This is a genomic window from Clostridium sp. DL-VIII (assembly GCF_000230835.1).
In the GTDB taxonomy this organism is placed as follows: domain Bacteria; phylum Bacillota; class Clostridia; order Clostridiales; family Clostridiaceae; genus Clostridium.
The window spans coordinates 2,768,779-2,790,487 of sequence record NZ_CM001240.1; the positions used below are offsets into that span (position 1 = coordinate 2,768,779).

Annotated in this window: 20 protein-coding genes and 2 pseudogenes; all 22 read left to right on the plus strand. The window is 32.9% G+C overall.

The genetic code is table 11. The features are described from left to right. A partial coding sequence (locus CDLVIII_RS12675) for a cyclopropane-fatty-acyl-phospholipid synthase family protein (protein WP_009169837.1) occupies nt 1–1,016 on the plus strand: 1,016 nt, incomplete at its 5' end. A gap of 322 nt (nt 1,017–1,338) precedes the next feature. Beyond that, on the plus strand, nt 1,339–2,328 hold the full coding sequence (locus CDLVIII_RS12680) for an aldo/keto reductase (RefSeq protein ID WP_009169838.1): 990 nt from the start codon (nt 1,339–1,341) through the stop codon (nt 2,326–2,328). Nucleotides 2,329–2,370: 42 nt separating this feature from the next. After that, a complete protein-coding gene (locus tag CDLVIII_RS12685; protein WP_009169839.1) occupies nt 2,371–3,006 on the plus strand; it encodes a flavodoxin family protein in 636 nt (211 codons plus the stop codon). Nucleotides 3,007–3,026: 20 nt separating this feature from the next. Further along, a complete protein-coding gene (locus tag CDLVIII_RS31735) occupies nt 3,027–3,356 on the plus strand; it encodes an SDR family NAD(P)-dependent oxidoreductase (protein WP_207636830.1) in 330 nt (109 codons plus the stop codon). Nucleotides 3,357–3,625: 269 nt separating this feature from the next. Continuing rightward, the gene (locus tag CDLVIII_RS32540; RefSeq protein ID WP_278245920.1) at nt 3,626–3,748 is read left to right on the plus strand and encodes a hypothetical protein; all 123 of its coding nucleotides are present in this window, start codon (nt 3,626–3,628) and stop codon (nt 3,746–3,748) included. Between the two features lie 489 nt (nt 3,749–4,237). After that, on the plus strand, nt 4,238–4,870 hold the full coding sequence (locus CDLVIII_RS12695; RefSeq protein WP_009169840.1) for a flavodoxin family protein: 633 nt from the start codon (nt 4,238–4,240) through the stop codon (nt 4,868–4,870). A 407-nt stretch (nt 4,871–5,277) separates the two neighbouring features. After that, complete coding sequence (locus CDLVIII_RS12700; protein WP_009169841.1) at nt 5,278–6,435, plus strand: aldo/keto reductase; 1,158 nt, start codon at nt 5,278–5,280, stop codon at nt 6,433–6,435. Nucleotides 6,436–6,452: 17 nt separating this feature from the next. Then, nucleotides 6,453–7,481 (plus strand): alpha/beta hydrolase, encoded by a 1,029-nt coding sequence (locus tag CDLVIII_RS12705; protein ID WP_009169842.1) that lies wholly within the window; start codon nt 6,453–6,455, stop codon nt 7,479–7,481. Between the two features lie 305 nt (nt 7,482–7,786). Then, entirely contained in the window at nt 7,787–7,969 is a 183-nt protein-coding gene (locus tag CDLVIII_RS12710) for a hypothetical protein (protein WP_035301772.1), read from the plus strand. 119 nt (nt 7,970–8,088) lie between these two features. Next, entirely contained in the window at nt 8,089–8,736 is a 648-nt protein-coding gene (locus CDLVIII_RS12715) for a flavodoxin (protein ID WP_009169843.1), read from the plus strand. 3 nt (nt 8,737–8,739) lie between these two features. After that, on the plus strand, nt 8,740–9,648 hold the full coding sequence (locus CDLVIII_RS30450; RefSeq protein WP_009169844.1) for a prolyl oligopeptidase family serine peptidase: 909 nt from the start codon (nt 8,740–8,742) through the stop codon (nt 9,646–9,648). Between the two features lie 4 nt (nt 9,649–9,652). Next, nucleotides 9,653–10,211 (plus strand): annotated as a pseudogene (locus tag CDLVIII_RS30455) (flavin reductase). 40 nt (nt 10,212–10,251) lie between these two features. After that, nucleotides 10,252–11,138: pseudogene (locus CDLVIII_RS12730) on the plus strand (aldo/keto reductase). A 269-nt stretch (nt 11,139–11,407) separates the two neighbouring features. Beyond that, on the plus strand, nt 11,408–11,818 hold the full coding sequence (locus CDLVIII_RS12735) for a carboxymuconolactone decarboxylase family protein (protein ID WP_009169846.1): 411 nt from the start codon (nt 11,408–11,410) through the stop codon (nt 11,816–11,818). A gap of 11 nt (nt 11,819–11,829) precedes the next feature. After that, a complete protein-coding gene (locus CDLVIII_RS12740; protein ID WP_009169847.1) occupies nt 11,830–12,147 on the plus strand; it encodes a flavodoxin family protein in 318 nt (105 codons plus the stop codon). A gap of 172 nt (nt 12,148–12,319) precedes the next feature. Next, complete coding sequence (locus tag CDLVIII_RS12745) at nt 12,320–12,829, plus strand: iron-containing alcohol dehydrogenase (protein ID WP_083825346.1); 510 nt, start codon at nt 12,320–12,322, stop codon at nt 12,827–12,829. An 839-nt stretch (nt 12,830–13,668) separates the two neighbouring features. Next, nucleotides 13,669–14,124 carry a PTS glucose transporter subunit IIA gene (locus CDLVIII_RS12750; RefSeq protein WP_050816265.1) on the plus strand — a complete coding sequence of 152 codons (456 nt, stop codon included), beginning with the start codon at nt 13,669–13,671 and terminating at the stop codon, nt 14,122–14,124. A gap of 32 nt (nt 14,125–14,156) precedes the next feature. Then, nucleotides 14,157–14,993, plus strand: coding sequence for a PRD domain-containing protein (locus tag CDLVIII_RS12755; RefSeq protein ID WP_009169848.1), 837 nt, complete (start codon nt 14,157–14,159; stop codon nt 14,991–14,993). A 121-nt stretch (nt 14,994–15,114) separates the two neighbouring features. Beyond that, complete coding sequence (locus tag CDLVIII_RS12760) at nt 15,115–16,464, plus strand: PTS transporter subunit EIIC (protein WP_009169849.1); 1,350 nt, start codon at nt 15,115–15,117, stop codon at nt 16,462–16,464. After that, on the plus strand, nt 16,454–17,869 hold the full coding sequence (locus tag CDLVIII_RS12765; RefSeq protein WP_009169850.1) for a family 1 glycosylhydrolase: 1,416 nt from the start codon (nt 16,454–16,456) through the stop codon (nt 17,867–17,869). The genes CDLVIII_RS12760 and CDLVIII_RS12765 overlap by 11 nt, the downstream gene beginning before the upstream one ends. 592 nt (nt 17,870–18,461) lie before the next feature. Then, on the plus strand, nt 18,462–19,304 hold the full coding sequence (locus CDLVIII_RS12770) for a PRD domain-containing protein (protein ID WP_009169851.1): 843 nt from the start codon (nt 18,462–18,464) through the stop codon (nt 19,302–19,304). 473 nt (nt 19,305–19,777) lie between these two features. After that, entirely contained in the window at nt 19,778–21,703 is a 1,926-nt protein-coding gene (locus tag CDLVIII_RS12775) for a beta-glucoside-specific PTS transporter subunit IIABC (protein ID WP_009169852.1), read from the plus strand. Nucleotides 21,704–21,709: the final 6 nt, after the last annotated feature.

A 21,709-nucleotide genomic window follows, 5' to 3' on the forward strand; every position in this document is an offset into this window, starting at 1 on the left:
CATCACTAGCTTTAGGGGAAGCTTATATGGATAATATACTTGATATTGAAGAAGGAGATTTATATGATGCTTTAGATATTGTATTAGCAAAACTAGATGATTTTGATGTAAATGAGAATGCATTAAGTAAATTGATATTTTCGTCTACATCTAAAAAGAATCAAAAGAAAGAAGTAAGTTCCCATTATGATATAGGAAATGATTTTTATAAACTTTGGTTAGATGAGACTATGAGTTATTCCTGTGCATATTTTAAAAATAAAGATGATACATTGTATGAAGCACAAAAAAATAAAGTTGATTATATTTTAAAAAAGCTACAATTACGTGAAGGAATGGGTTTACTTGACATTGGATGTGGCTGGGGTTATTTACTAATTGAGGCTGCAAAAAAATATAAAATTCACGGAGTTGGAATTACATTAAGTGAGCAACAATATCTAAAATTTAAAGAAAGAATTAAAGAAGAAAACTTAGAAGAGTATTTAACTGTCGAACTAATGGATTATCGTGATTTAAAAAAGAGTGATTTGAAATTTGATAGAGTTGTAAGTGTCGGAATGCTTGAACATGTAGGTCGTTCTAATTATGAGCTTTTCTTTAAAAATGTAAATTCAGTATTAAAAGATCAAGGACTATTTTTATTACATTACATTAGCGGAAGAAAAGAATCTTCAGGAGATCCGTGGATCAAAAAATACATATTTCCAGGCGGAGTTATTCCTAGTCTGCGAGAAATAATAAATATAGGAAGCGAATTAAACTACTACACATTGGATGTTGAAAGCTTAAGACGGCATTATCAAAAAACATTACTTTGTTGGTATGAAAATTACAATAATCATATAGATGAAATTTCAAAGATGTTTGACGAAAGATTTATTAGAATGTGGAAGCTATATTTAGCAGCTTGTGCTGCATCATTCCATAATGGAATGATTGATTTGCATCAAATATTATTTGTAAAAGGAAATAATAATACATTAGAAATGACTAGAGAGCATTTATATAAATAATATAGCAGAGAAGCGGTAAATAAAATTTAAGAAAATGAAACAAATAAGAATCCATTAAAAGATACAGTTAATGTATTCTGAAAGTTTGGTGATTTTTACTATATTTTTGAAGAAAAAGGAGCTATCTATTGAGCAGGAATCTGGGCGAAAAGGGATATAGGTTCATATCTGGTGTTTTATAATTCTTATTCTTTTTGGAATTTAGTGAGTGGCCTGGAGGGCTTTTTATTGATTTGGCTGCAATAATGGGAACATGCATATGTGTGACAAGTTATATTTTGAAATTAGTAAAAAGATTGAAAATGAAAGGAGAATTTGAAATATGGAAAAAAGAAAATTAGGCAGAAGTGGATTAGAGGTATCTAGTATTGGTCTTGGCTGTATGGGAATGAGTTATGGATATGGAACAGTTTTAGATAAAAAAGAAATGATATCACTAATTCATAAGGCAATTGAAATGGGAATTACCCTATTTGATACAGAAGAGGTCTATGGACCATATATAAATGAAGAATTACTTGGTGAGGCATTAAAGCCTTATAGGGAGAAAGTTATTATAAGTACTAAATGTGGAATAAAAGTTGTGAATGGAAATCAGGTACTAGATGGAAGACCTGAAGTAATAAGAGAATCAGTGGAGGGGTCTTTGAAGAGATTAAAAACAGATGTGATTGACTTATATTATTTACATCGTGTTGACAACAATGTCCCTATAGAAGCAGTAGCAGATACTATGAAGGAATTAATAAAGGAAGGTAAGATAAAACATTGGGGGCTTTCAGAAGCTGGAATTAACACAATTAAAAAGGCACATGAAATCTGCCCGCTAACAGCAGTGGAAAGTGAATATTCTATGATGTGGAGAAAGCCGGAAGAAGAATTATTTCCACTCTTAGAAGAACTAGGAATTGGATTTATGCCATTTGCACCACTAGGAAAAGGATTTTTAACTGGTGCTTTCAATAAAAACACCGAGTTTACTAAGGACGATCTTCGTAGCCAACTTCCAAGATTCTCATCAGAAAATATGGAATCAAATCAGGTTTTAATTGATTTGATTTATAAGGTCGCTGAAGAAAAAAATGCTACACCTGCTCAAATCGCTTTAGCATGGGTATTAGCACAAAAATCTTGGATTGCTCCAATACCAGGGACAACAAAAATTCATCGTTTAGAGGAGAATGCAGGAGCAGCAGAAATCACTTTAACTTATGAGGATCTTAGTAAATTAAATGATGCATTATCAAAAATTACTGTAGTGGGAGAGCGTTACCCAGCGGGATCGGATATGTCTAAAAGAGCTGGAAAATAAAATATAATAAAAAATACTATTATAAGAAATGGAGCGATAATAATGAAAGTGTTATTAGTAAATGGAAGTCCACATGAGAAAGGCTGTACTTATACTGCAATATCGGAAGTCGCAGATACATTACAAAAGGAAGGCATTGATACGGATATATTCTGGATTGGAAAAAAGCCTTTGTCCGGTTGCGTTGCATGTGGCGGTTGCAAGAAGATTGGAAAATGCGTTTTCAATGATACAGTAAATGAATTTATGAAGGTTGCTACGGATTACGATGGATTCATATTTGGTTCACCAGTACATTTTGCGGCTATGGATGGGGCAATGAAAAGCTTCATGGATAGAGCCTTCTTTTCAAACATGGGAAGAGAAAAGAACACTTTTATGCTAAAACCTGTGGCAGCTGTCGTATCTGCAAGAAGAGCGGGAACTACTGCGGCACTAGATCAGATGAATAAATATTTTACACATGGTCAGATGCCTATTATTTCTTCAAGATATTGGAATATGGTGCATGGAAATTCGCCTGAGGAAGTACGACAGGATGATGAGGGAATGCAGATAATGCGTGTCCTTGGAAGAAACATGGCATGGTTTCTAAAATTGGTTGAAGCAGGAGAAAAACTGAGTGTGAAACGACCAAAGCAGGAAGGCAAGCGCATCAGCACAAACTTTATCCGATAAGTGGTATGAGAGGTGAAACGATGAGGACATGGTTTATTACCGGATGTTCATCCGGGATCGGAAGAGGAATTGCAAAAACTGCACTGAACGCTGGAAATCAGGTAGTGGTCACGGCAAGGGATATAGAAAAATTGAAGGAACTGACGGATGCTTATCCGGATAAGGCTTACGCAGTTTCACTGGATGTCTCTAAATTGGAGGATATAAAACACTTAGTGAAAGCAGCCTATGATAAGTTTGGAATAATAGATGTTCTTGTGAATAATGCGGGTTATGGATATCGTAGTGCCATTGAGGAAAGCGAAGTGAAATTCAAATGCTGTTTCAAGTTAATTGCTTTGGACCAATAGCACTTATTCAAAAAGTGTTGCCTTTGGTAATGGTATGTATTCAGCAGCAAAAGGAGCTAGCATCTGATACACTTTATAAGGAATGCAAACCATTGGAAATACGTGTATTAACAGTTGAACCGGGGAGTTTCCGTACAGAATTTTATAGTTCTTTATAAAAGGAACAAGTAAGAATATAAAAGATTATTCTGAAACAGCATGTAAGTGGCATATAGAAAATATGGTCAATAATCATAGCCAGACTGGGGATCCTGACAATAATCATTAATATGGTAGAAAAGGGAAAACTGCCAAAGAGACTTGCTTTAGGCAGTGATGCTGTAAAAATTATTAAGGATGAATATGAAGAGAGACTAGTTGAACTGCAGGAATGGAGCAATATCAGCAGATAGTCTGATTATTAACGGACGATGCTGAAAAGCAGTGTTCAAAATGAGCTTGTTTGACTATCGTTAAAAGGTTCAATTGGACAGGCAATTCTTTATTCTACGATAAGGAGCGAAAATATTATGTATCGAGCATATTTTAAGTGGACACGGGAGATCATAAGCAGGAGTAGAGTTAACAGCAGCAAAAATCACTTTAACTTATGAGGATCTTAGTAAATTAAATGATGCATTATCAAAAATTACTGTAGTAGGAGAGCGTTACCCAGCGGGATTGGATATGGCTAAAAGAGCTGGAAAATAAAAAATAGAATAAAAATAGGATGAAAAAATATAAAAGTGCTTGACTGAGAGTGTACTCTCATTAGTAAGCTGATTCTAAAATAAGATTTTTTGAAAGTGAGTTGATTCAAAATTCATTAATAAAATAAAAAAATAATTAAAAATTATAAAGTTATAGTAAATTATTCAATAAAAGAAATGGAGAGATAAGAAATGAAAGTATTATTAGTAAATGGAAGCCCACATCAAAAAGGATGTACTTATACCGCATTAACAGAAGTTGCAGAAACATTAAATAAGGAAGGAATTGAAACAGAGATTTTCTGGATTGGGAATAAAGCTTTAAATGGATGTATTGCTTGTAAAGTATGTGTTACTAAGAAAAAATGTACATTTGATGATAGAGTAAATGAATTCCTTGATATAGCTGCAGACTATGATGGATTTATTTTTGGATCACCAGTACACTTTGCAGCAGCTGGTGGTGCAATAACATCATTTTTAGATAGAGCATTTTATGCAGATTTAAACGGAGGCAGACAGTCATTCTATTTAAAACCTGCAGCATGTGTAATATCGGCAAGAAGAGCAGGAACAACTGCAACCTATGATCAATTGAATAAGTATTTTGGATTAATGCAGATGCCAATTGTTTCATCACAGTATTGGAATATGGTTCATGGTGCAACTCCAGAGCAAGTAAAACAGGATTTAGAAGGACTTCAGACTATGAGAACTCTAGGAAGAAATATGGCGTTTTTATTGAAATGTAAGGAAGCAGGTCTTAAGAGTGGTGTGGAAATGCCAGAGAGAGAAACTGGTGTATTTACAAATTTTGTAAGATGAATATATAATTATATATTAGAAAGTATAAGATAACTATTTTGGCAAGAAAAGCGATGCTGATTAAGCAAAGTGAAATGCTTGCACAGAGTACAAAGGGATACTTGATAAATTAGATTGTCTTGATAAAAAATAGAAGTATATGAAAAAAGGTTTAATGATATATTATAATTAAAAGTCTGATCAGTTAGAAGAGATAATATCTGATGATGATTTTATGAAATGTTGAATTCATGAAAATAGAAGTCTCTCTTCAAGATTTATATTGATTAAATTGTAATAAGTGTTGTAGCAGAGAAAAAATTGTTTTTAATGTAATGTAAATTGATTATTGACTTTGAGTTAACTAAAAGACATAAGGCAGATATGTAAGAGATTTAAATATGATGATGAGAAGGGGGGAAATAAAAATGAAAAGACTTGGCTTTGGTTTTATGCGTCTCCCACTTTTAGATGAACAAGACCGTTCAAAAGTGGATTTGGAGCAAGTCAAAAAGATGGTGGATATCTATATGGAAAGAGATTTCAGTTATTTTGATACAGCCCATCGTTATCATGATGAAATGAGTGAACCGACTCTTAGGGAAGCGCTTGTAAAGCGTTATCCTAGAGAAAGTTATGTACTAACTAATAAAATTACATTAAATTATATAAAAAAATCAGAGGATCAAGGATTATTTTTTCAAAAACAACTTAAAATATGTGGAGTAGATTATTTTGATAATTATCTGGTTCATAATATGGGGAATAACTGGTATAAATATGCAAAAAAACTTGGTACTTTTGAATTTCTTCAACGTATGAAAGAAAAGGGGTTAGTAAAACAAACCGGTTTTTCTTTTCATGATACACCAGAAGTGCTAGATGAAATTTTAAATGATCATCCTGAAATAGATATTGTACAGTTACAGATTAATTACTTGGATTGGGAAGATGGAGGCATCCAATCTAAAAAATGTTATGAAATTGCACGCAAACATGGAAAAAGTATTGTTGTTATGGAACCAATCAAAGGAGGAAATTTGATCCAAGTTCCTGATGAAGTAAAAACTTTATTAAATGCATATGATCCAGAGGCTAGTCTTGCATCTTGGGCAATTCGCTTTGCTGCAAGTCATGAGGGTATTTTCACAGTTTTAAGTGGGATGTCAAGTTTAGAGCAACTTGAAGATAATACACGTTGCATGCAAGACTTTAAACTACTAACAAATGAAGAATTTGAATTACTTAAAAAGGCTGCAGATATCATACGTTCAAATACTGTAATAGGTTGTACAAATTGTAGATATTGCACAACAGAATGTCCAAAGAGTATTGCAATTCCAGATTACTTTGCAATATACAATAATATGAAGCGTCTGGATAATGTTGGATATGTGGTTAATCAGAAGAACTACTATATGAATCTTATTCAAACTTATGGTAAAGCATCGAATTGTATTAAATGTGGAATATGTGAAAAAAATTGTCCACAGCACTTAAAGATTAGAAATCTATTAGAGGATATAGCAGAAGCATTTGAAAATACAGAGAAACTAAAGTATACTAACACAAATATTGTGAATTAAAAATGGAGGAATTAATTATGTCAAAGATGTTATATAAAGATATATATGTTGAAGATTTACCAATAATTAATGACAATCCATGGGGATTAGTATATCAAGGTGCTATCACCAAGAATGAATTTGGTAAAGTCAACATTCACCCAATAAGTTATGTATTAAACGGTTTGAAAATCGCTTCTAATGTTTATACACCAGCTGATTATGATCCATCGAAGAAGTACCCTGCAATTGTGGTTGCACACCCAAATGGTGGAGTTAAGGAACAAGTTGCTGGATTATATGGTCAGCGTTTAGCTGAAAATGGCTATGTCACTATTGTTTCCGATGCTTCTTATCAAGGTGCAAGTGAAGGGCAGCCACGTAATGTTGATAAACCTCATTTCCGTGTGGAAGACATCCATGGTATGGCAGATATCATTTCAATCTATCCTGGTGTTGACTCAGAACGCATTGGAATATTTGGTATTTGTGGTGGAGGTGGATACACTTTAAGAGCTACTCAAACCGACAAGCGATTCAAAGTAGTTGTTACTTTAAGTGCGTTCAATAGTGGACTTGTTCGCCGCAATGGTTTCTTAGATTCTCAAGTAGATACTATCCAAGAGCGTTTGCAACAAGCTACAGCTGCTCGTGTACAAGAAGCTGCTGGTGGAGAGGTTTTATACTCAGCTGACCTATTAAATCTCACTGATGAACAAGCAAAAGCGTTACCATATGATCTTTATCGTGAGGGTTACGAATATTATGGTAAAACTCATAGACATCCAAACTCTACATTCAAATACACTTTAAGTAGTCTTCTTGATTTGTTTACGTTCGATGCTTCAGAGAGTATGGATCTTATCAACCAACCATTACTGATGATGGCGGGAAGCATTGCCGATACTTTCTATTTAACTGAAAAAGCATTTGCTGCAGCAACAGGTACGAACGATAAGGATTTATTCTTCATCAAAGGAGCTACTCATATCCAAACATATTGGAAACCAGAATACGTTGTTCAAGCAGTAGAGAAAGCAGTAGATTTCTTCGACAAACGTCTCTAATCAATACAACAATAGTAGGATGTCAAGTATGCAATAAAAAGTCTGGAAAAATCTTAGCCACCCCACGAAAATTAGATCAAAAATCTAACTTTAGTGGGGCATATTGTTCATCCTTTCTTCAATTATTTAAAATATCTCATGATATAGAAGGACTTCAGATTATGAGAACTCTCGAAAGAAAATAGACGTTTTTATTGAAGTATGAGTAAGCATATGAGCAGAACCAAAAATTGTTACAGATACTGCAGGATATGGCAGTCATGAAGAGTGCAACACTAGTACAGATTTAGATTTCTCTGGTGTGGATGATCTGTAAAAAAGGTTATATTGCACCAATAGCAGAAACCAGAAAGCTAGAAAGACTCGAAGAAAATTCAAAGGCAGCTGATATACAGTTGACCCACGAAGAAATCAAAAATCTTGATGATGCTCTGACAAGAACGCAGATATCTAAGGTATTTGACGGAAGTAAAATTGTAAAGCAGTAGAACAGAAGGTTGTACGAATTTTGTAAGGTGAGGCTCAGATATGTTACCTTTTAAGAATCTAGTTTTTTAGTTTTATAAATAGAATTAATTTGAAAATTTGTTTTATAAGGAGAATAATCATGAAAAACAAAAAAATAATCATTATGGGTTTAATCTGTGCATTTCTTATGGGAGTGCTTGCCGGATGTGGATCCAATATAAATGCAAACCAGGCAGAAAAATCACAGAAAGAAGAGATAAATGATGATTCCAATAAAGAATCAACTGAAATAGAGGGTAAAAGTGGAAAGGTACTTGTTGTGTATTACTCGGCAACAGGTAATACAGAAGCAGTTGCTAAAACAATTGCTGAGACTATGAAAGCAGATACTTTTGAATTGAAACCTGTAAAACCATATAGTGATGATGATCTTAATTGGTCAAATAATAACAGTCGTGTAACAAAGGAACATGATAATCCCGACAGCAGAAATGTTCAGCTTACCGCTACAACAGTTGATAATTGGAAGTCATACGATACAGTGCTTATCGGCTATCCAATCTGGTGGGGAATTGCAGCCTGGCCTGTAGATGGATTTGTAAAAGCAAATGATTTTACAGGAAAGACAGTCATTCCGTTTTGTACTTCCGTATCCTCAGATATCGGAGATAGTGGCAATTTACTTGCCAAGATGGCGGGAACAGGTAACTGGCTTGAAGGTGAGAGGTTCCGTTCTAGTGCTTCTAAAAAAGATGTACAGACATGGATAGAAAGTTTGAGAAAATAATTTATGAAGAAAAAAAAGTATTATATGATAGCAATTGTGTTCTATTCACTTTTTACCATAACCGCTTGTCAGAATTCGGCTGACAAGAGAAATGCATCATTAGATACAATTACGAATCGTAATCAAAGGTCAGAGCAGAAAGAAATAAGTGAAACGGATGAATATGTTACATCAAGAACAGAGGAATATAGAGAATTTTCTGTAGACAATGTTTTACATACTGAATTGGGTGAAGAGATTCATTATAATGTTTATATTCCCAAAAGCTATGATGGAAATGAAGCATATGCTTTGTATTTTACACTTCCAGGCTACCAGGGACTTTACTTTCAGGGTGTGGCAGAAAATATCAGAACAGAAGCGTTTGGATTTGAGGCACAAAAGTATAATGATAAAATGATCGTCGTAGCCCCACAGTTAGAGGATTGGGGCGAAACATCAGCAAATCAGACAATTGAATTGGTAGAATATTTTTTACAGAATTATAATATTGATACACAGAAAGTCTATGCTAGTGGATATTCAGGCGGTGGAGAAACCATGTCCCTGGTAATGGGGAAAAGACCAGAACTTTTCACTGCTTATCTGCAATGCAGTTCCAAGTGGGACGGCGCATACGACGCAGTAGCGAAAAGCAGAACACCAGTATATTTTGTCATTGGTGAAAATGATGAATATTATGGCTCACAGCCATCAAAGGAAGCCTATAATATACTTTATAATCTGTATCGGGAGCAAGGCTTTTCCGATAAAGAGATTGGACAGTTACTTGTTCTGGACGTAAAAAGTGCTGATTATTTTACAAGTCATGGAATAACCAATCAACATGGCGGTGGTGCAGCATTGTTTGCAAAAGATGCAGATATAATGGGATGGCTATTTAATAATGAAAATAAAAAAAAGGAGGATTAAGATAATGGGAAAAAATTTTGGAGCAAAACCATATTTATATCCTCAACCAGTACTGATTATCGGTACATATAGTATATAGTAAGGATGGAACCGCAAATGCGATGAATGCTGTATGGGGAGGTATCTGTGGAGCAAACAAGATTATGATTGATCTGTCATCTCATAAGACAACCGATAATATTATGAGAAACAAGGAGTTTACAGTCAGTGTTGCAGATGCAGCACATGTAGTGGAAGAGGATTATGTAGGGGTTATTTCTGCTAATAATGTACCAGATAAGTTAGAAAAAGTATGACTCCATACAATAAAGAGCAGTTTTGTTAATGTTCCTATTATTGAAGAGTTTCCGATTACATTGGAGTGTAAACTGTTAATAACTACATAAAATGAAATTATTGGATAAATTATGAATGTTAGTATCGATGAAAGAGTTCTTAATGATAAAGAAACTGTAGATACTGATAAATTAGGTGCGATTTCTTTTGATGCAATGAATGCAGCTTATCTTAAGATTGGTGAAAAGGTGGGTGATGTTTTTTCTGATGGAAAGAAACTAAATTAATTAATAGTCAATGCCCGAATGGCGAAAGGAGAAATAAATTATGGAATATATAAAATTAAGTAATGGAGTAGAAATGCCTATATTAGGCTATGGAGTTTATCAGGTAACTAAGGACGAGTGTGAAAGATGTGTCTTAGATGCATTGAAGGCAGGATATCGAGCTATTGATACAGCACAGAGTTATTTTAACGAAGAGGAAGTGGGTGCTGCTATTGCAAAATCAGGAGTACAAGAGAAGAAATCTTCCTTACAACTAAGGTATGGGTTGAGCATTACGGATATGAAGAATGCAGAAAGTCAGTTGAGGAATCATTAAAGAAGCTTCAGACAACTTATCTTGATTTGTGCCTGCTCCATCAACCATTTTCAGATTATTATGGTGCATGGAGAGCATTAGAAGATCTCTATGAAGAAGGCAAGATTCGTGCAATTGGTATCTCTAATTTCTATCCAGACAGAATGGTAGATATTGCAAGTTTTGCACGTATCAGACCAATGGTTAATCAGGTGGAGACTCATCCATATAACCAGCAAGTAGTGGCTAAGGAATACATGGATAAGTATAGCGTTCAGATTGAAGCGTGGGCTCCATTCGGTGAAGGACGTGGTGGCTTGTTCGATGATGCTACACTTAAAGCAATTGGAGAGAAATATAATAAGAGTGTTGCACAGGTGGTTTTAAGATGGCACATTCAGAGAGAGGTTGTTGTTATTCCTAAATCAACTCACTATGAGAGAATGGTTGAAAACCTTAATGTATTTGATTTTGAACTTACAAGTGAAGATATGTATACAATCGCAGCTCTTGATAAGAAAGAGAGTTCATTCTTCTCACATTATGATCCGGCAATGGTTGAATGGTTCGCAAAGATGGTGGAAGAACGTAAAGAAAAGCATGACAGCAATAAGGAAAAGAAGAGCTGGTAATAAACAAGGCACCTTTCATTTCAGAAGAGCATCTATAGGTTTGTGTAAATTAAAATAGACAAGTCATTTAATATTTGGAAATTACTATGGGCAAAATTACCTATAGTAATTTTTATTTTTTAGCTATAACTGAATACTGAGAAGATGTAGCTACTTTGAGTTAATATTATTTGCAATAGGTTAATTTAGTACACATATTTATGTAGTTGATGATGCTTTATACTTCTATTAAGGGTAGAAAAACAGCATGACCATTTCGCGTATCCGTTGTGGTTGGTACAAGTGAAATCATGCAACAGCACGGTATCAAACTTCCATTGGAAGAACAAACTACAACAAAAGCAGAAAGTCGCTTTGATGCAGGAATGGCTGACAGACAGATCAACGGCCTGGTTTTAAGAAAAAATGTAAATTGCTGGCTGGCGGATAATTGTTTTGGCGATTATTACACCCGAACTGTACTAGATAATCAGGAGCGGGAGATGATTACCTTCTGCTATATTCTAGCACAGGGCGGCTGTGAAAATCAGCTGCGTGGTCATACAATGGGAAACTTTGGTGTTGGTAATGGTAAGGAAAAGCTGTATCAGGTCGTAGAACAATGTATGCCATACATCGGCTATCCACGTACATTGAATGCGATGAATGTTATTGATGAAGTTTCTGCAAAGGCAGAATAAGAAAGGACACAATGAGTAAAATATTATTTATGAACACAAGTCCAGATAAAAATGGAAATACGTTTCAAATGGGAACAGATTATTTAAAAGGAATAAAGTATGATACTTTGCAAATGGCTGATTACAAAATCTATCAGTATGGGCAGGTATTTGAGGATGATCAGATAAAGGATGTGTTCATTTCAATTAAAACAGCAGACACTTTGGTGATTGGAAGTCCGGTATATTGGTACTCAGTCGGTGGACTCCTAAAAACTTTTTTTGACAGAATTTATATGCTGCCAGAAGCTAAAACACTTCGCGGCAAAAAACTTTATTTCTTTGCATAGGGAGGAGCTCCGAGTCAGGAAGCAGTGGATACCATTGAATATCTGATTAAAAATGTGTGTAGAGTAACTGAAATGGAATTAAAAGGATTTGCTGTCGGAGCATCAGAACTTAATTATATGGAAAAACCAGAATAGGAGAAATTAATAGTGAACGAATTTATTTTTATACCTAATAAAGGTATATTTTGGAGAAGATGCTGATAAGAAAGCGTTAGGAGTAGAACTTGGAAAAGTAGGCAAAACAGTTATGCTTGTATATGGTGAAGGCTCTGTTAAGAAAAATGGAGTGTATGATGAATTGGTACAACTTCTTACGGAGGCTGGAAAAGAGGTAGTTGATTTTTCTGGTATCATGCTAAATCCTACCTATGTAAAGGTACAAGAAGGTGTAAAACTTGTAAAGGAAAAAAATGTGGACTTTATTCTGGCAGTTGGAGGTAGGTTTGTCATTGACTGCTGTAAAGTGGTATCTGCGCAGGCAACTTTAGAGGAAGATATCTGGGATATGGAATATAAGCCTGGTGAATTTCTAATAACTGGAATATTGATGGGAGCAGTCATTACCTATGAAGATAAGATGTGGAAAGGCCCAATCGTGGGAAGTTGTGCAAGTTTTGCTATATATATTTATACTATTAAATATGTACATTTCAATATCACAATCAATTTATATGGTGATTAGGCTGTTTTACAATTTCATTTTACCTCAAGACCATTCTATAGGGGCATTATCCCAGCAGTACAGATAAAGCTGTACTTCTTGTTAAACTTTGGTAATCAATTGAAGAATATGGGGACCTCTGTCAAAATGTAAAATAACACCGCTTTGTCTTTCAGTGTGATTATACGCGGCATTTAATGCATTGCTTACTAATCCTTTTGTCATTTCTTAATTTATTGATAGAACAATAATCTTTTGTCCACATAAATCCATTAAAATTCTTATTAAAGATTAAAGAAAATTTTATAAAAAATGAAAATATATTTAGAGATAATGGAAGACAAGGTTCTAATTTATATATGTCAGTTGTTAATAGTGAAAAAATACCATAGAGAATCCAATAAATAATTTACTTAGAATTATTTTAGTATACATAGACAAACTAATTTGGAATTAGGGGGGGCTCTGAAGAAAATATATTTACTTTTTCTTTGGGAAATTAGAGAAGTCGTTGGGATTAAGTTTAAATCATATGAAAGCTATGAATAATTTGTATAAGTTGATGATTGAGATTAAAGAATTAAATCATTAATAAGAGTATTGTGGCTGGTTATGACTTACCTCTACCATAAAACTCACGAAAATCTAAAATTGAACTTAAATAAAGCATTGTTGTAGTTATTTTTTGTATTTAAAAAGTTATATAACGTTTATTATTTTTTGTTGACAAAATATTTTTGCAAGTATATAATGATTTTGTAAGATAAGGATTGTTATTGTAGCTACAAGCAAGACCTGTTTGCATGAATTTTTTAAATTCTGTGAGCAGGTCTTTTATTTTTTTATAAGGAGGATTTTTTGTGAGTAAAAAAGTAATTTATAGTCCCCTATGTGGTGATGTTGTTAAAATTGAAGATGTGAATGACCCAGTATTTGCTGGGAAGATGATGGGTGATGGTATTGCTGTTGTACCAAGTATTGGTGAATTACGTTCACCTGTTAATGGAACTGTTAAAATGATATTTAAAACTCTTCACGCAATTGGGATTTTATCAGATGATGGAGTAGAATTGCTTGTACATATTGGTCTTGACACTGTGGATTTAAATGGGAAACCATTTAAATCTCATATAAATGTTGGACAAAAAGTTTCTGTTGGAGATATATTAATTTCATTTAATATAGATGAAATTACCCAAGAGGGATACGATATAACTACTCCTGTAATTATTACAAACACTGTAAACTACTTATCAATTACTAAAAAGCAAAGTAAAAGCATATTGTTCAGTGATGAATTATTAATAATTGAATAAATTTATTATTATTTTTAAAAGAAGGTGGAAATGTGATTATTCATAAAATACTTAATAACAATGCAGTTTTGAGTCATGATAAAAATGGAAAAGAAATAATAATTACTGGAAAAGGTATATCATATCAATGTAAAAATGGAGATACTATAAAGGAAGAAAGAATTGAAAAAACATTTAAACTTAATGCTAATGATACGAATAGACGATTTCAGCAATTAATTCTTGATATCCCATTAGATTGTATTGATACCAGTGAAGAAATAATTTCAATGATTAAATCAAATATTGGCAAAAAAATTAACGATAGTATTTATGTAACATTGACAGATCATATTTCGAACACCATTGAAAGACATAGGATGGGAGTCTCATTTGATAATTCTATTCTTTGGGATGTAAAGAGAATGTACAAAGAAGAATATGAATTAGGTTTAAAAGCTGTTGAAATTATACGAAAGAACTTTGATATAAATATAGATAATAGCGAAGCAAATTTTATTGCTTTACATATAGTAAATGCTGAATTTGATACAGAACTTCCACAAATTTATTCTATGACAAAATTGATTCAAGCTATTGCAGATATCGTAGAAGATACATTTAAGCTTGATTTTGATTCAGATGATATTGCACACGATAGATTTATGCTGCATCTTAAATTTTTTATTCAAAGAGTTATAAATGGAGTCAATATGGCTGAAAATAAAAACTTAGATTTACTTAATATTATGGAAGCAAAGTATCCGAAGCAATATAAATGTGCAGAAAAAATTAAAGAATATATTAAAACTCAATATAAATATACCGTTGGATGTGATGAAATGTTGTATTTAACAATCCATATCACAAGAATAACTACTAATAGTTAATAGCAAGTAATAACTTGTTACATAAGGAGGTGACGTGTTAAATTTAAATAGGATAGTTACAGTATGGCTGGCTAAACCTTCATAGCAAAAAATATAACTATTGAGATGGAGGAAAAAATTTATGAATTATGAAATAACTGCAATTGAAATTATTGCTAATATTGGTGGTAAAGAAAATGTATTAAATGTTACACACTGTGCGACTAGATTAAGGTTTAATCTGAAAGATGAGAACTTAGTAAAAGTTAAAGATATAAAAAAAATCCAAGGAGTTATTAATACTGCTAATAAAGGTGGACAATTCCAAATTATTATTGGGCCAGAAGTTAATGAACTTTATGAGGAAGTTGCTAAAATATGTGTAATAACTGAAGAAGAAAAGCAAGAGAAGAAAAAGAACGTTATTAATAGCACATTAGATTCAATTTCTGGAATTTTCGTTAGTATTATTCCAGTATTAATTGCGGCAGGTATGACTTCTGCAATTTTAGCATTGTTAACTACTTTTAATTTGGTATCTACTGAAAGCAGTACCTATCTAATTATTTCAAGTATTCAAGGTGCTATCTTTAATTTCTTACCACTATTTGTTGGTTATGCAGCTGGTGTGAAATTTAAATGCAATCCATTTATGGGGATGGCTCTAGGAGCTGTATTATGTTATTCAAAAATTAGCAGTGTAGAAGGTTTGAATTTTTTAGGAATTAGCATTCGTGCTATTACGTATACATCTTCAGTATTTCCAGTAATTTTAGGGGTTTGGGCTATGTCATATATTGAAAAATATTTAACAAAGTTCACTCCAAAGATGCTTAGAGGTTTTTTTGTTCCAATGATGACAATTATTATAATAGTTCCATTAACTTTAATAGTTTTTGGACCAATTGGAGCTATGTTAGGAGACTTGCTAGCTTCTTTAATTACAATTCTAAATGGGAAAATAGGATGGTTATCACCGGTTCTAATTGCAGCTTTATATCCATTTATGATTTTAACAGGTATGCATTATAGTTTGCTACCATTAGTCATGACTTCTTTCTCAACATTTGGTTTTGATTCGGTATTAATGGTGGCAGGATTCCTTTCTAATATGTGTGAAGGTGCTGTTTCATTAGCTATTGCAATAAAAACAAAAAATAAAGATTTAAAGACTGTTGCATTTTCAACAGGGTTTTCAGCAATTATGGGAATTTCTGAACCCGCTTTATTCGGTATTACTTTAAGATTTAAGAAGACATTATTTGTTGTATCTATTGGCGGAGTATGTGGTGCATTATTTGCTGGATTAATGTCATTAAAAGCTTATGGATTTGTAGGAGGATTGCCGTCACTGCCATTATTTATTTCACCAAATGGATGGGGAAACTTGGAGGTTTGTATTGCATCTATCATAATTTCATTTTCTGTAACTTTTATTTTAACTTACCTATTTGGATTTAAAGATGCAAAGGAGGAGAAAAATGAAGAATAATATTTTTAAAAAAGATTTTTTATGGGGTGGCGCAATTAGCGCCAATCAATCAGAGGGAGCATATGATGCCAATGGAAAAGGTCTATCAATTTTAGATGTAATGGAGGTAGGATCTAAATTAACACCTAGAAGAAGAACTGAAACAATCGAAGCTGGTGTCAGGTACCCGAGTCATGATGGCATTGATTTTTATCATAACTATAAAGATGATATAAAGCTGTTTAAGGAATTAGGTATTAAATGTTTTAGAACTTCAATAAATTGGACAAGAATCTATCCTAATGGAATAGAGAAAGAACCTAGCGAAGAGGGTTTAAAATTTTATGATGATTTATTTGATGAATTATTAACTAATGGAATTACTCCATTAGTTACAATTCAGCACTCTGATACACCACTTCATTTAGCATTAGAATATGGTGGATGGAAAAACCGAGTTTTAGTTGATATGTTTGAAAAATACGCAGAGACAGTTTTTAAAAGATATAAAGATAAGATAAAATATTGGATTACAATAAATGAAATAAATGCAATAAATTTTGTTAGCTGGTTTGGAGCAGCTAGTGAAGATTTAAGTGATAAAGAGAAAGAGCAAGCAGCATATCATTTATTATTAGCAAGTGCCAAAGCAGTTGAAATTGGTAAAAAAATAAATCCGGATTTTATGATTGGTGGAATGGTAACGGATTGTTACAGTTATCCATATACATGCAATCCTAAAGATGTAATGCTGTCATTTGAAGATAAACGCTATAATATCTATTTTGCAGATGTGATGTGTCGAGGATATTATCCAAGATATAAGTTAAAAGAACTTGAAAGAAAAAATATTATGTTAGATACACGAGAAGAAGATATAGAGACTTTAAAAAATGGTAAAATCGATTTTTTGAGTTTCAGTTATTATGCTTCACACGTGTCAAGCATTGTAAAAAATGAAATCTTACAAGGTAATTTACTACAAAATATTATTGGAAAAACTAACCCTTATTTAAAAAGTAGTGATTGGGGTTGGCAAATTGATCCATTAGGTTTAAGAATTTCATTAAATGAATTCTATGACCGATATCAGATTCCATTATTTATTGTTGAAAATGGATTAGGTGCACATGATGATACAAGTGATAATGAAAATATTCAAGATGACTATCGAATTGATTATTTAAAAAAACATATTGAAGCTATCAGAGATGCAGTTAATATTGATGGAATTGAATTGTTGGGATATTTAGTTTGGGGATTCATTGATATAGTATCCGGTACAACAGGAGAAATGGGAAAACGTTATGGATTAATATACGTAGATAAAGATAATCAAGGTATAGGAAGCGGAAAACGTTGTAAGAAAAAATCCTTTTATTGGTATAAAAAAGTAATAGAAACAAATGGAGAAAATCTAGACTAATTTATTAGATAATTATATTTGCAAATATTGAAATAAACAAGGAGGTACTACACAATGGGAAAATTAATTGTGAACGGTGTTGATGGTCAGTTAGATGGTTACAATCTATGTAATTGCATTGAATAAGATGGTTTTTACAAGTAAAAATATTAAATATTGTTAGTAATAGGCAGAGTAATAATTTGGCTAATTACAACTGATATCCCAAATATTGTGATAAAGTTATTCAAGTGGTGGAACGTGAACCTCGATAGATTTTTGATGGACCAGGTACATATCAAAATGGAGTTTATTGAGAAGCTATACACGTATCTCATAAAAATCAAATGTGAACCAACAAATATTAAGTGATTAAAAAAACTAAATTACTTGCTAAATGGAGGATAAATAGTAGTAAAAAACTATTGACAGTTCGATAAAAAAAGGTTAAGCTATATATCATAGAACGATTACATTTAATATTTGCGGATTGTTACTGATTCGATCAGGCGATACCTTAATTAATGATAGGAGATTTATTTTACCTCTTTTGATTAATTAAGGTTTTTTACGTTTTAAGGTAGTAAAAGTAGGTAGGTGAGGAATTAGAGTTATGATAATCAAAAAAATATTCAATAATAATGCCATAGTAGCTAAGGATTTAGATAAGCATGAAGATAAGCATGAATTTGTTGTTATGGGGCGTGGAATTGGATTTAAAAAGAGTGTAGGTGAAAGAGTAGATGAAAATTTAATAGAAAAAACATTTATTCTTAAGCAAAAAGATGCTTCAGAAAAATTCAAATTATTATTAGAAGATGTTCCTTCTGAATATGTTTCATTATGCTATGACGTTATTGAATATGCAAAAAACATACTAGATACTGAATTAAGTGACTATATATATGTTACTCTTACCGATCATGTCAACAATGCACTAAAAATGTTTGATAAAGGCATAAAGATTACTAATCCATTAATTTGGGAAATTAAAAAGTTTTATAACAAGGAATTTAGAGTTGGGTCAAAAATTTTGGAGTTTATTGAAAATGAAACAGGTAAAAAGTTGCCTGAGGATGAAATAGGCAATATAGCTCTTCATCTAATAAATGCTCAAGTAAATAGTTCCTATAATAGCGTAGAAGATATTGCCCAGCAGACGAAAAAGATACAGGATATTTTAAATATAGTTAAATACACATATAATACTACGCTTAATGAAAAATCTATTAACTATGAAAGATTTGTAACACATTTGAGATTCTTTTTTCAGCGTTTATTAACTAAAAGAGAAAAAACAGAAGCAGAAGATGATTTTTTATTAAGGCATGTTAAGGAAAAGTATGGAAAGGCTTATGATTGTATGCTTAAGATAGAAAAATACTTAGAAAGAGATTTGTCTGATGAGGAAAAGCTATATCTAACTATTCATATTCAGAGGGTAACTCAAAGATAAAATAAAAAGTATTGACAATGAATAAAAATCAAGTTATTATATATTTTAAACGATTACTAATAAAAATTGGGATTGTTACTGATTCGATCAGGCGAGACCTTAATTAATGAGAAGAAATAAAGTTATTTCTTTTGATTAATTAAGGTCTTTATTATAGAGTTGGGAAAATATCCTTTGGATTGTTACTGGTAAAGCAGGCGAGACCAAAACATATGTAGAAAGGCTGTATTTTATGCACTTTTCTATATGTGTTTAGTCTCGCCTTTTTTATAAAAATAATTAAAAAAGATAAAATAATAGAAGGGGATGAAAAGCAAGGAAGTATGAAAAAATGGCTAAGGATATAATAAAGAAACTAAATTACATTATCAGGTAATGGAAGAAGAAAAGATTTACCTGACCGTTCATATCAAGCGAATCATTGATTCGTCAATAAAGTGAATATAAAAATTATAAAGTAAGGAGGAAATAGTATGTTAAATAAGTATGACGGATTAGCCAGAATTATTGTGAATAATGTAGGGGGCAAAGGAAACATAATCAGCTTAACACATTGTGTTACAAGGCTTAGGTTTAAACTTAAAGATGAAACAAAGGCCAATACGGATATTTTAAAAGCAACAGAAGGGATAGTTACGGTTCTGAAAAGCGGAGGACAGTATCAAATTGTTATAGGTAATCATGTGGGAGCGGTTTTTGAGACCGTATGTGGTGTTGCACACATTGATACTGGAAAATCTGCAGAAGAAGAAAAAAAGCTGGGAGTGGGCGCTTCGCTGATCGATGTGCTTTCAGGTGTATTTTTACCCATATTAGGTACGCTATCAGGTGTAGGTATTATTAAAGGTCTATTAGCAATTTTGGTTTTCTTTCATGTCATTGCTGCATCAGACGGTACATATGGGATACTGTATGCTGTTGGAAATGGATTTTTCTATTTCCTTCCGATAATACTAGGTATGACAGCAGCAGAAAAGTTTGGAGGAAACAAATTTATAGGTATGTGCATCGGTACCGCGCTGTGCTATCCGGCTATGGTGAATTTAAGTTCTTCAGATGTACTGGGAATAGCTTTTAAAGGAACGGCATTTGCGACAAATTATTATAGCACATTTTTGGGAATACCGGTGTTATTACCAGCAAGCGGATATCCGTCTAGCATTGTTCCAGTCGTAGTTGCAGTATACTTTGCCGTGAAACTGGAAAAGAAACTACTGGAAATAGTACCTGCAGCTATTAAAATGTTCTTTATACCATTATTAACAGCAATTATAATTGTACCGGTTACCTATCTTGTGATTGGACCGATTACCGCTGCTTTGTGTTCTATAATAGGCATGTTCTTTATTACTGTTTTTAATGTAAGTGGTTTACTGGCAGGTGCGATATTAGGCGGAGTTTTCCAAATTTTTGTAATATTTGGACTTCATTGGGGACTTATTCCTTTGGCATTAACAAGCTTAGGAACATATGGATATGATAATGTAATTCCAACAGCATTGTCAACGACATTTGCACAGGGTGCTGTTTCTCTGGCAATTTACTTTAAGACAAGAGATAAAAATCTAAAGAAAATTGCTTTACCAGCATTTATATCTTGTATGCTTGGCGTTTCGGAACCATCTATATACGGTGTAACGTTGCCGAAAAAGAAACCGTTTGTTATTTCCTGTATTGCTGGAGCGGTTGGTGGAGCTATTGTAGGTGGTATGGGAGTCAAACGTTATGCAATGGGAGGTTTAGGATGGTTTGCTATACCAACTTACCTTAATCCCGAAGTAAACAGTTTTTATGATGTGATATGGATAACAATAAGTATTGTAGCAGCAATGGCGGTAGCATTTATTCTTACAATGATAATTTATAAAGATGACAACTTGTTTAAAGAATCAAAAGGAGTGGAGGAATCGGGAGAAATCAAACAAGCTGACACAGATAACGGGATGAAAAGGGTTCTGATCAGCAGTCCTATGAATGGAGAAATTAAACCCTTGGAAGAAGTTGAGGATGAGGTTTTTTCTCAGGGAGTAATGGGAAAAGGTATTGCAATTTTTCCTACTGAGGGAAAAGTTTATGCGCCTGCTACCGGTAAAATTGTTACATTTTTTCCAACTGGTCATGCGATTGCATTGCAAACAGATGATGGCGCGGAAATACTAATTCATGTAGGAATGGATACAGTTAAATTAGAAGGTAAATATTTTGAACCAAAAGTGAAAGTTGAAGAAACGGTTGAAAAAGGGCAGCTTTTATTAGAGTTTGATATGAATGCTATTGAAAGTGAAGGATATTCTGTATTGACGCCGATAGTAGTAACGAATACAGATGATTATCAGGATGTTATTATAACCGATAAGAAGGAAATTTGTAACGGCGAATTGCTGATTGCACTATTATAAGGAGGA

What these genes read in the sequence shown, in the direction of transcription:
- CDLVIII_RS12760 (WP_009169849.1), top strand. Translation starts at nt 15,115, where the DNA reads ATGAATTATGAAATAACTGCAATTGAAATTATTGCTAATATTGGTGGT.
- CDLVIII_RS12770 (WP_009169851.1), top strand. Translation starts at nt 18,462, where the DNA reads ATGATAATCAAAAAAATATTCAATAATAATGCCATAGTAGCTAAGGAT.
- CDLVIII_RS12715 (WP_009169843.1), top strand. Translation starts at nt 8,089, where the DNA reads ATGAAAAACAAAAAAATAATCATTATGGGTTTAATCTGTGCATTTCTT.
- CDLVIII_RS12695 (WP_009169840.1), top strand. Translation starts at nt 4,238, where the DNA reads ATGAAAGTATTATTAGTAAATGGAAGCCCACATCAAAAAGGATGTACT.
- CDLVIII_RS12685 (WP_009169839.1), top strand. Translation starts at nt 2,371, where the DNA reads ATGAAAGTGTTATTAGTAAATGGAAGTCCACATGAGAAAGGCTGTACT.
- CDLVIII_RS30450 (WP_009169844.1), top strand. Translation starts at nt 8,740, where the DNA reads ATGAAGAAAAAAAAGTATTATATGATAGCAATTGTGTTCTATTCACTT.
- CDLVIII_RS12765 (WP_009169850.1), top strand. Translation starts at nt 16,454, where the DNA reads ATGAAGAATAATATTTTTAAAAAAGATTTTTTATGGGGTGGCGCAATT.
- CDLVIII_RS12705 (WP_009169842.1), top strand. Translation starts at nt 6,453, where the DNA reads ATGTCAAAGATGTTATATAAAGATATATATGTTGAAGATTTACCAATA.
- CDLVIII_RS12680 (WP_009169838.1), top strand. Translation starts at nt 1,339, where the DNA reads ATGGAAAAAAGAAAATTAGGCAGAAGTGGATTAGAGGTATCTAGTATT.
- CDLVIII_RS12775 (WP_009169852.1), top strand. Translation starts at nt 19,778, where the DNA reads ATGTTAAATAAGTATGACGGATTAGCCAGAATTATTGTGAATAATGTA.
- CDLVIII_RS32540 (WP_278245920.1), top strand. Translation starts at nt 3,626, where the DNA reads ATGGTAGAAAAGGGAAAACTGCCAAAGAGACTTGCTTTAGGCAGTGAT.
- CDLVIII_RS12700 (WP_009169841.1), top strand. Translation starts at nt 5,278, where the DNA reads ATGAAAAGACTTGGCTTTGGTTTTATGCGTCTCCCACTTTTAGATGAA.
- CDLVIII_RS31735 (WP_207636830.1), top strand. Translation starts at nt 3,027, where the DNA reads ATGAGGACATGGTTTATTACCGGATGTTCATCCGGGATCGGAAGAGGA.
- CDLVIII_RS12710 (WP_035301772.1), top strand. Translation starts at nt 7,787, where the DNA reads ATGATCTGTAAAAAAGGTTATATTGCACCAATAGCAGAAACCAGAAAG.
- CDLVIII_RS12740 (WP_009169847.1), top strand. Translation starts at nt 11,830, where the DNA reads ATGAGTAAAATATTATTTATGAACACAAGTCCAGATAAAAATGGAAAT.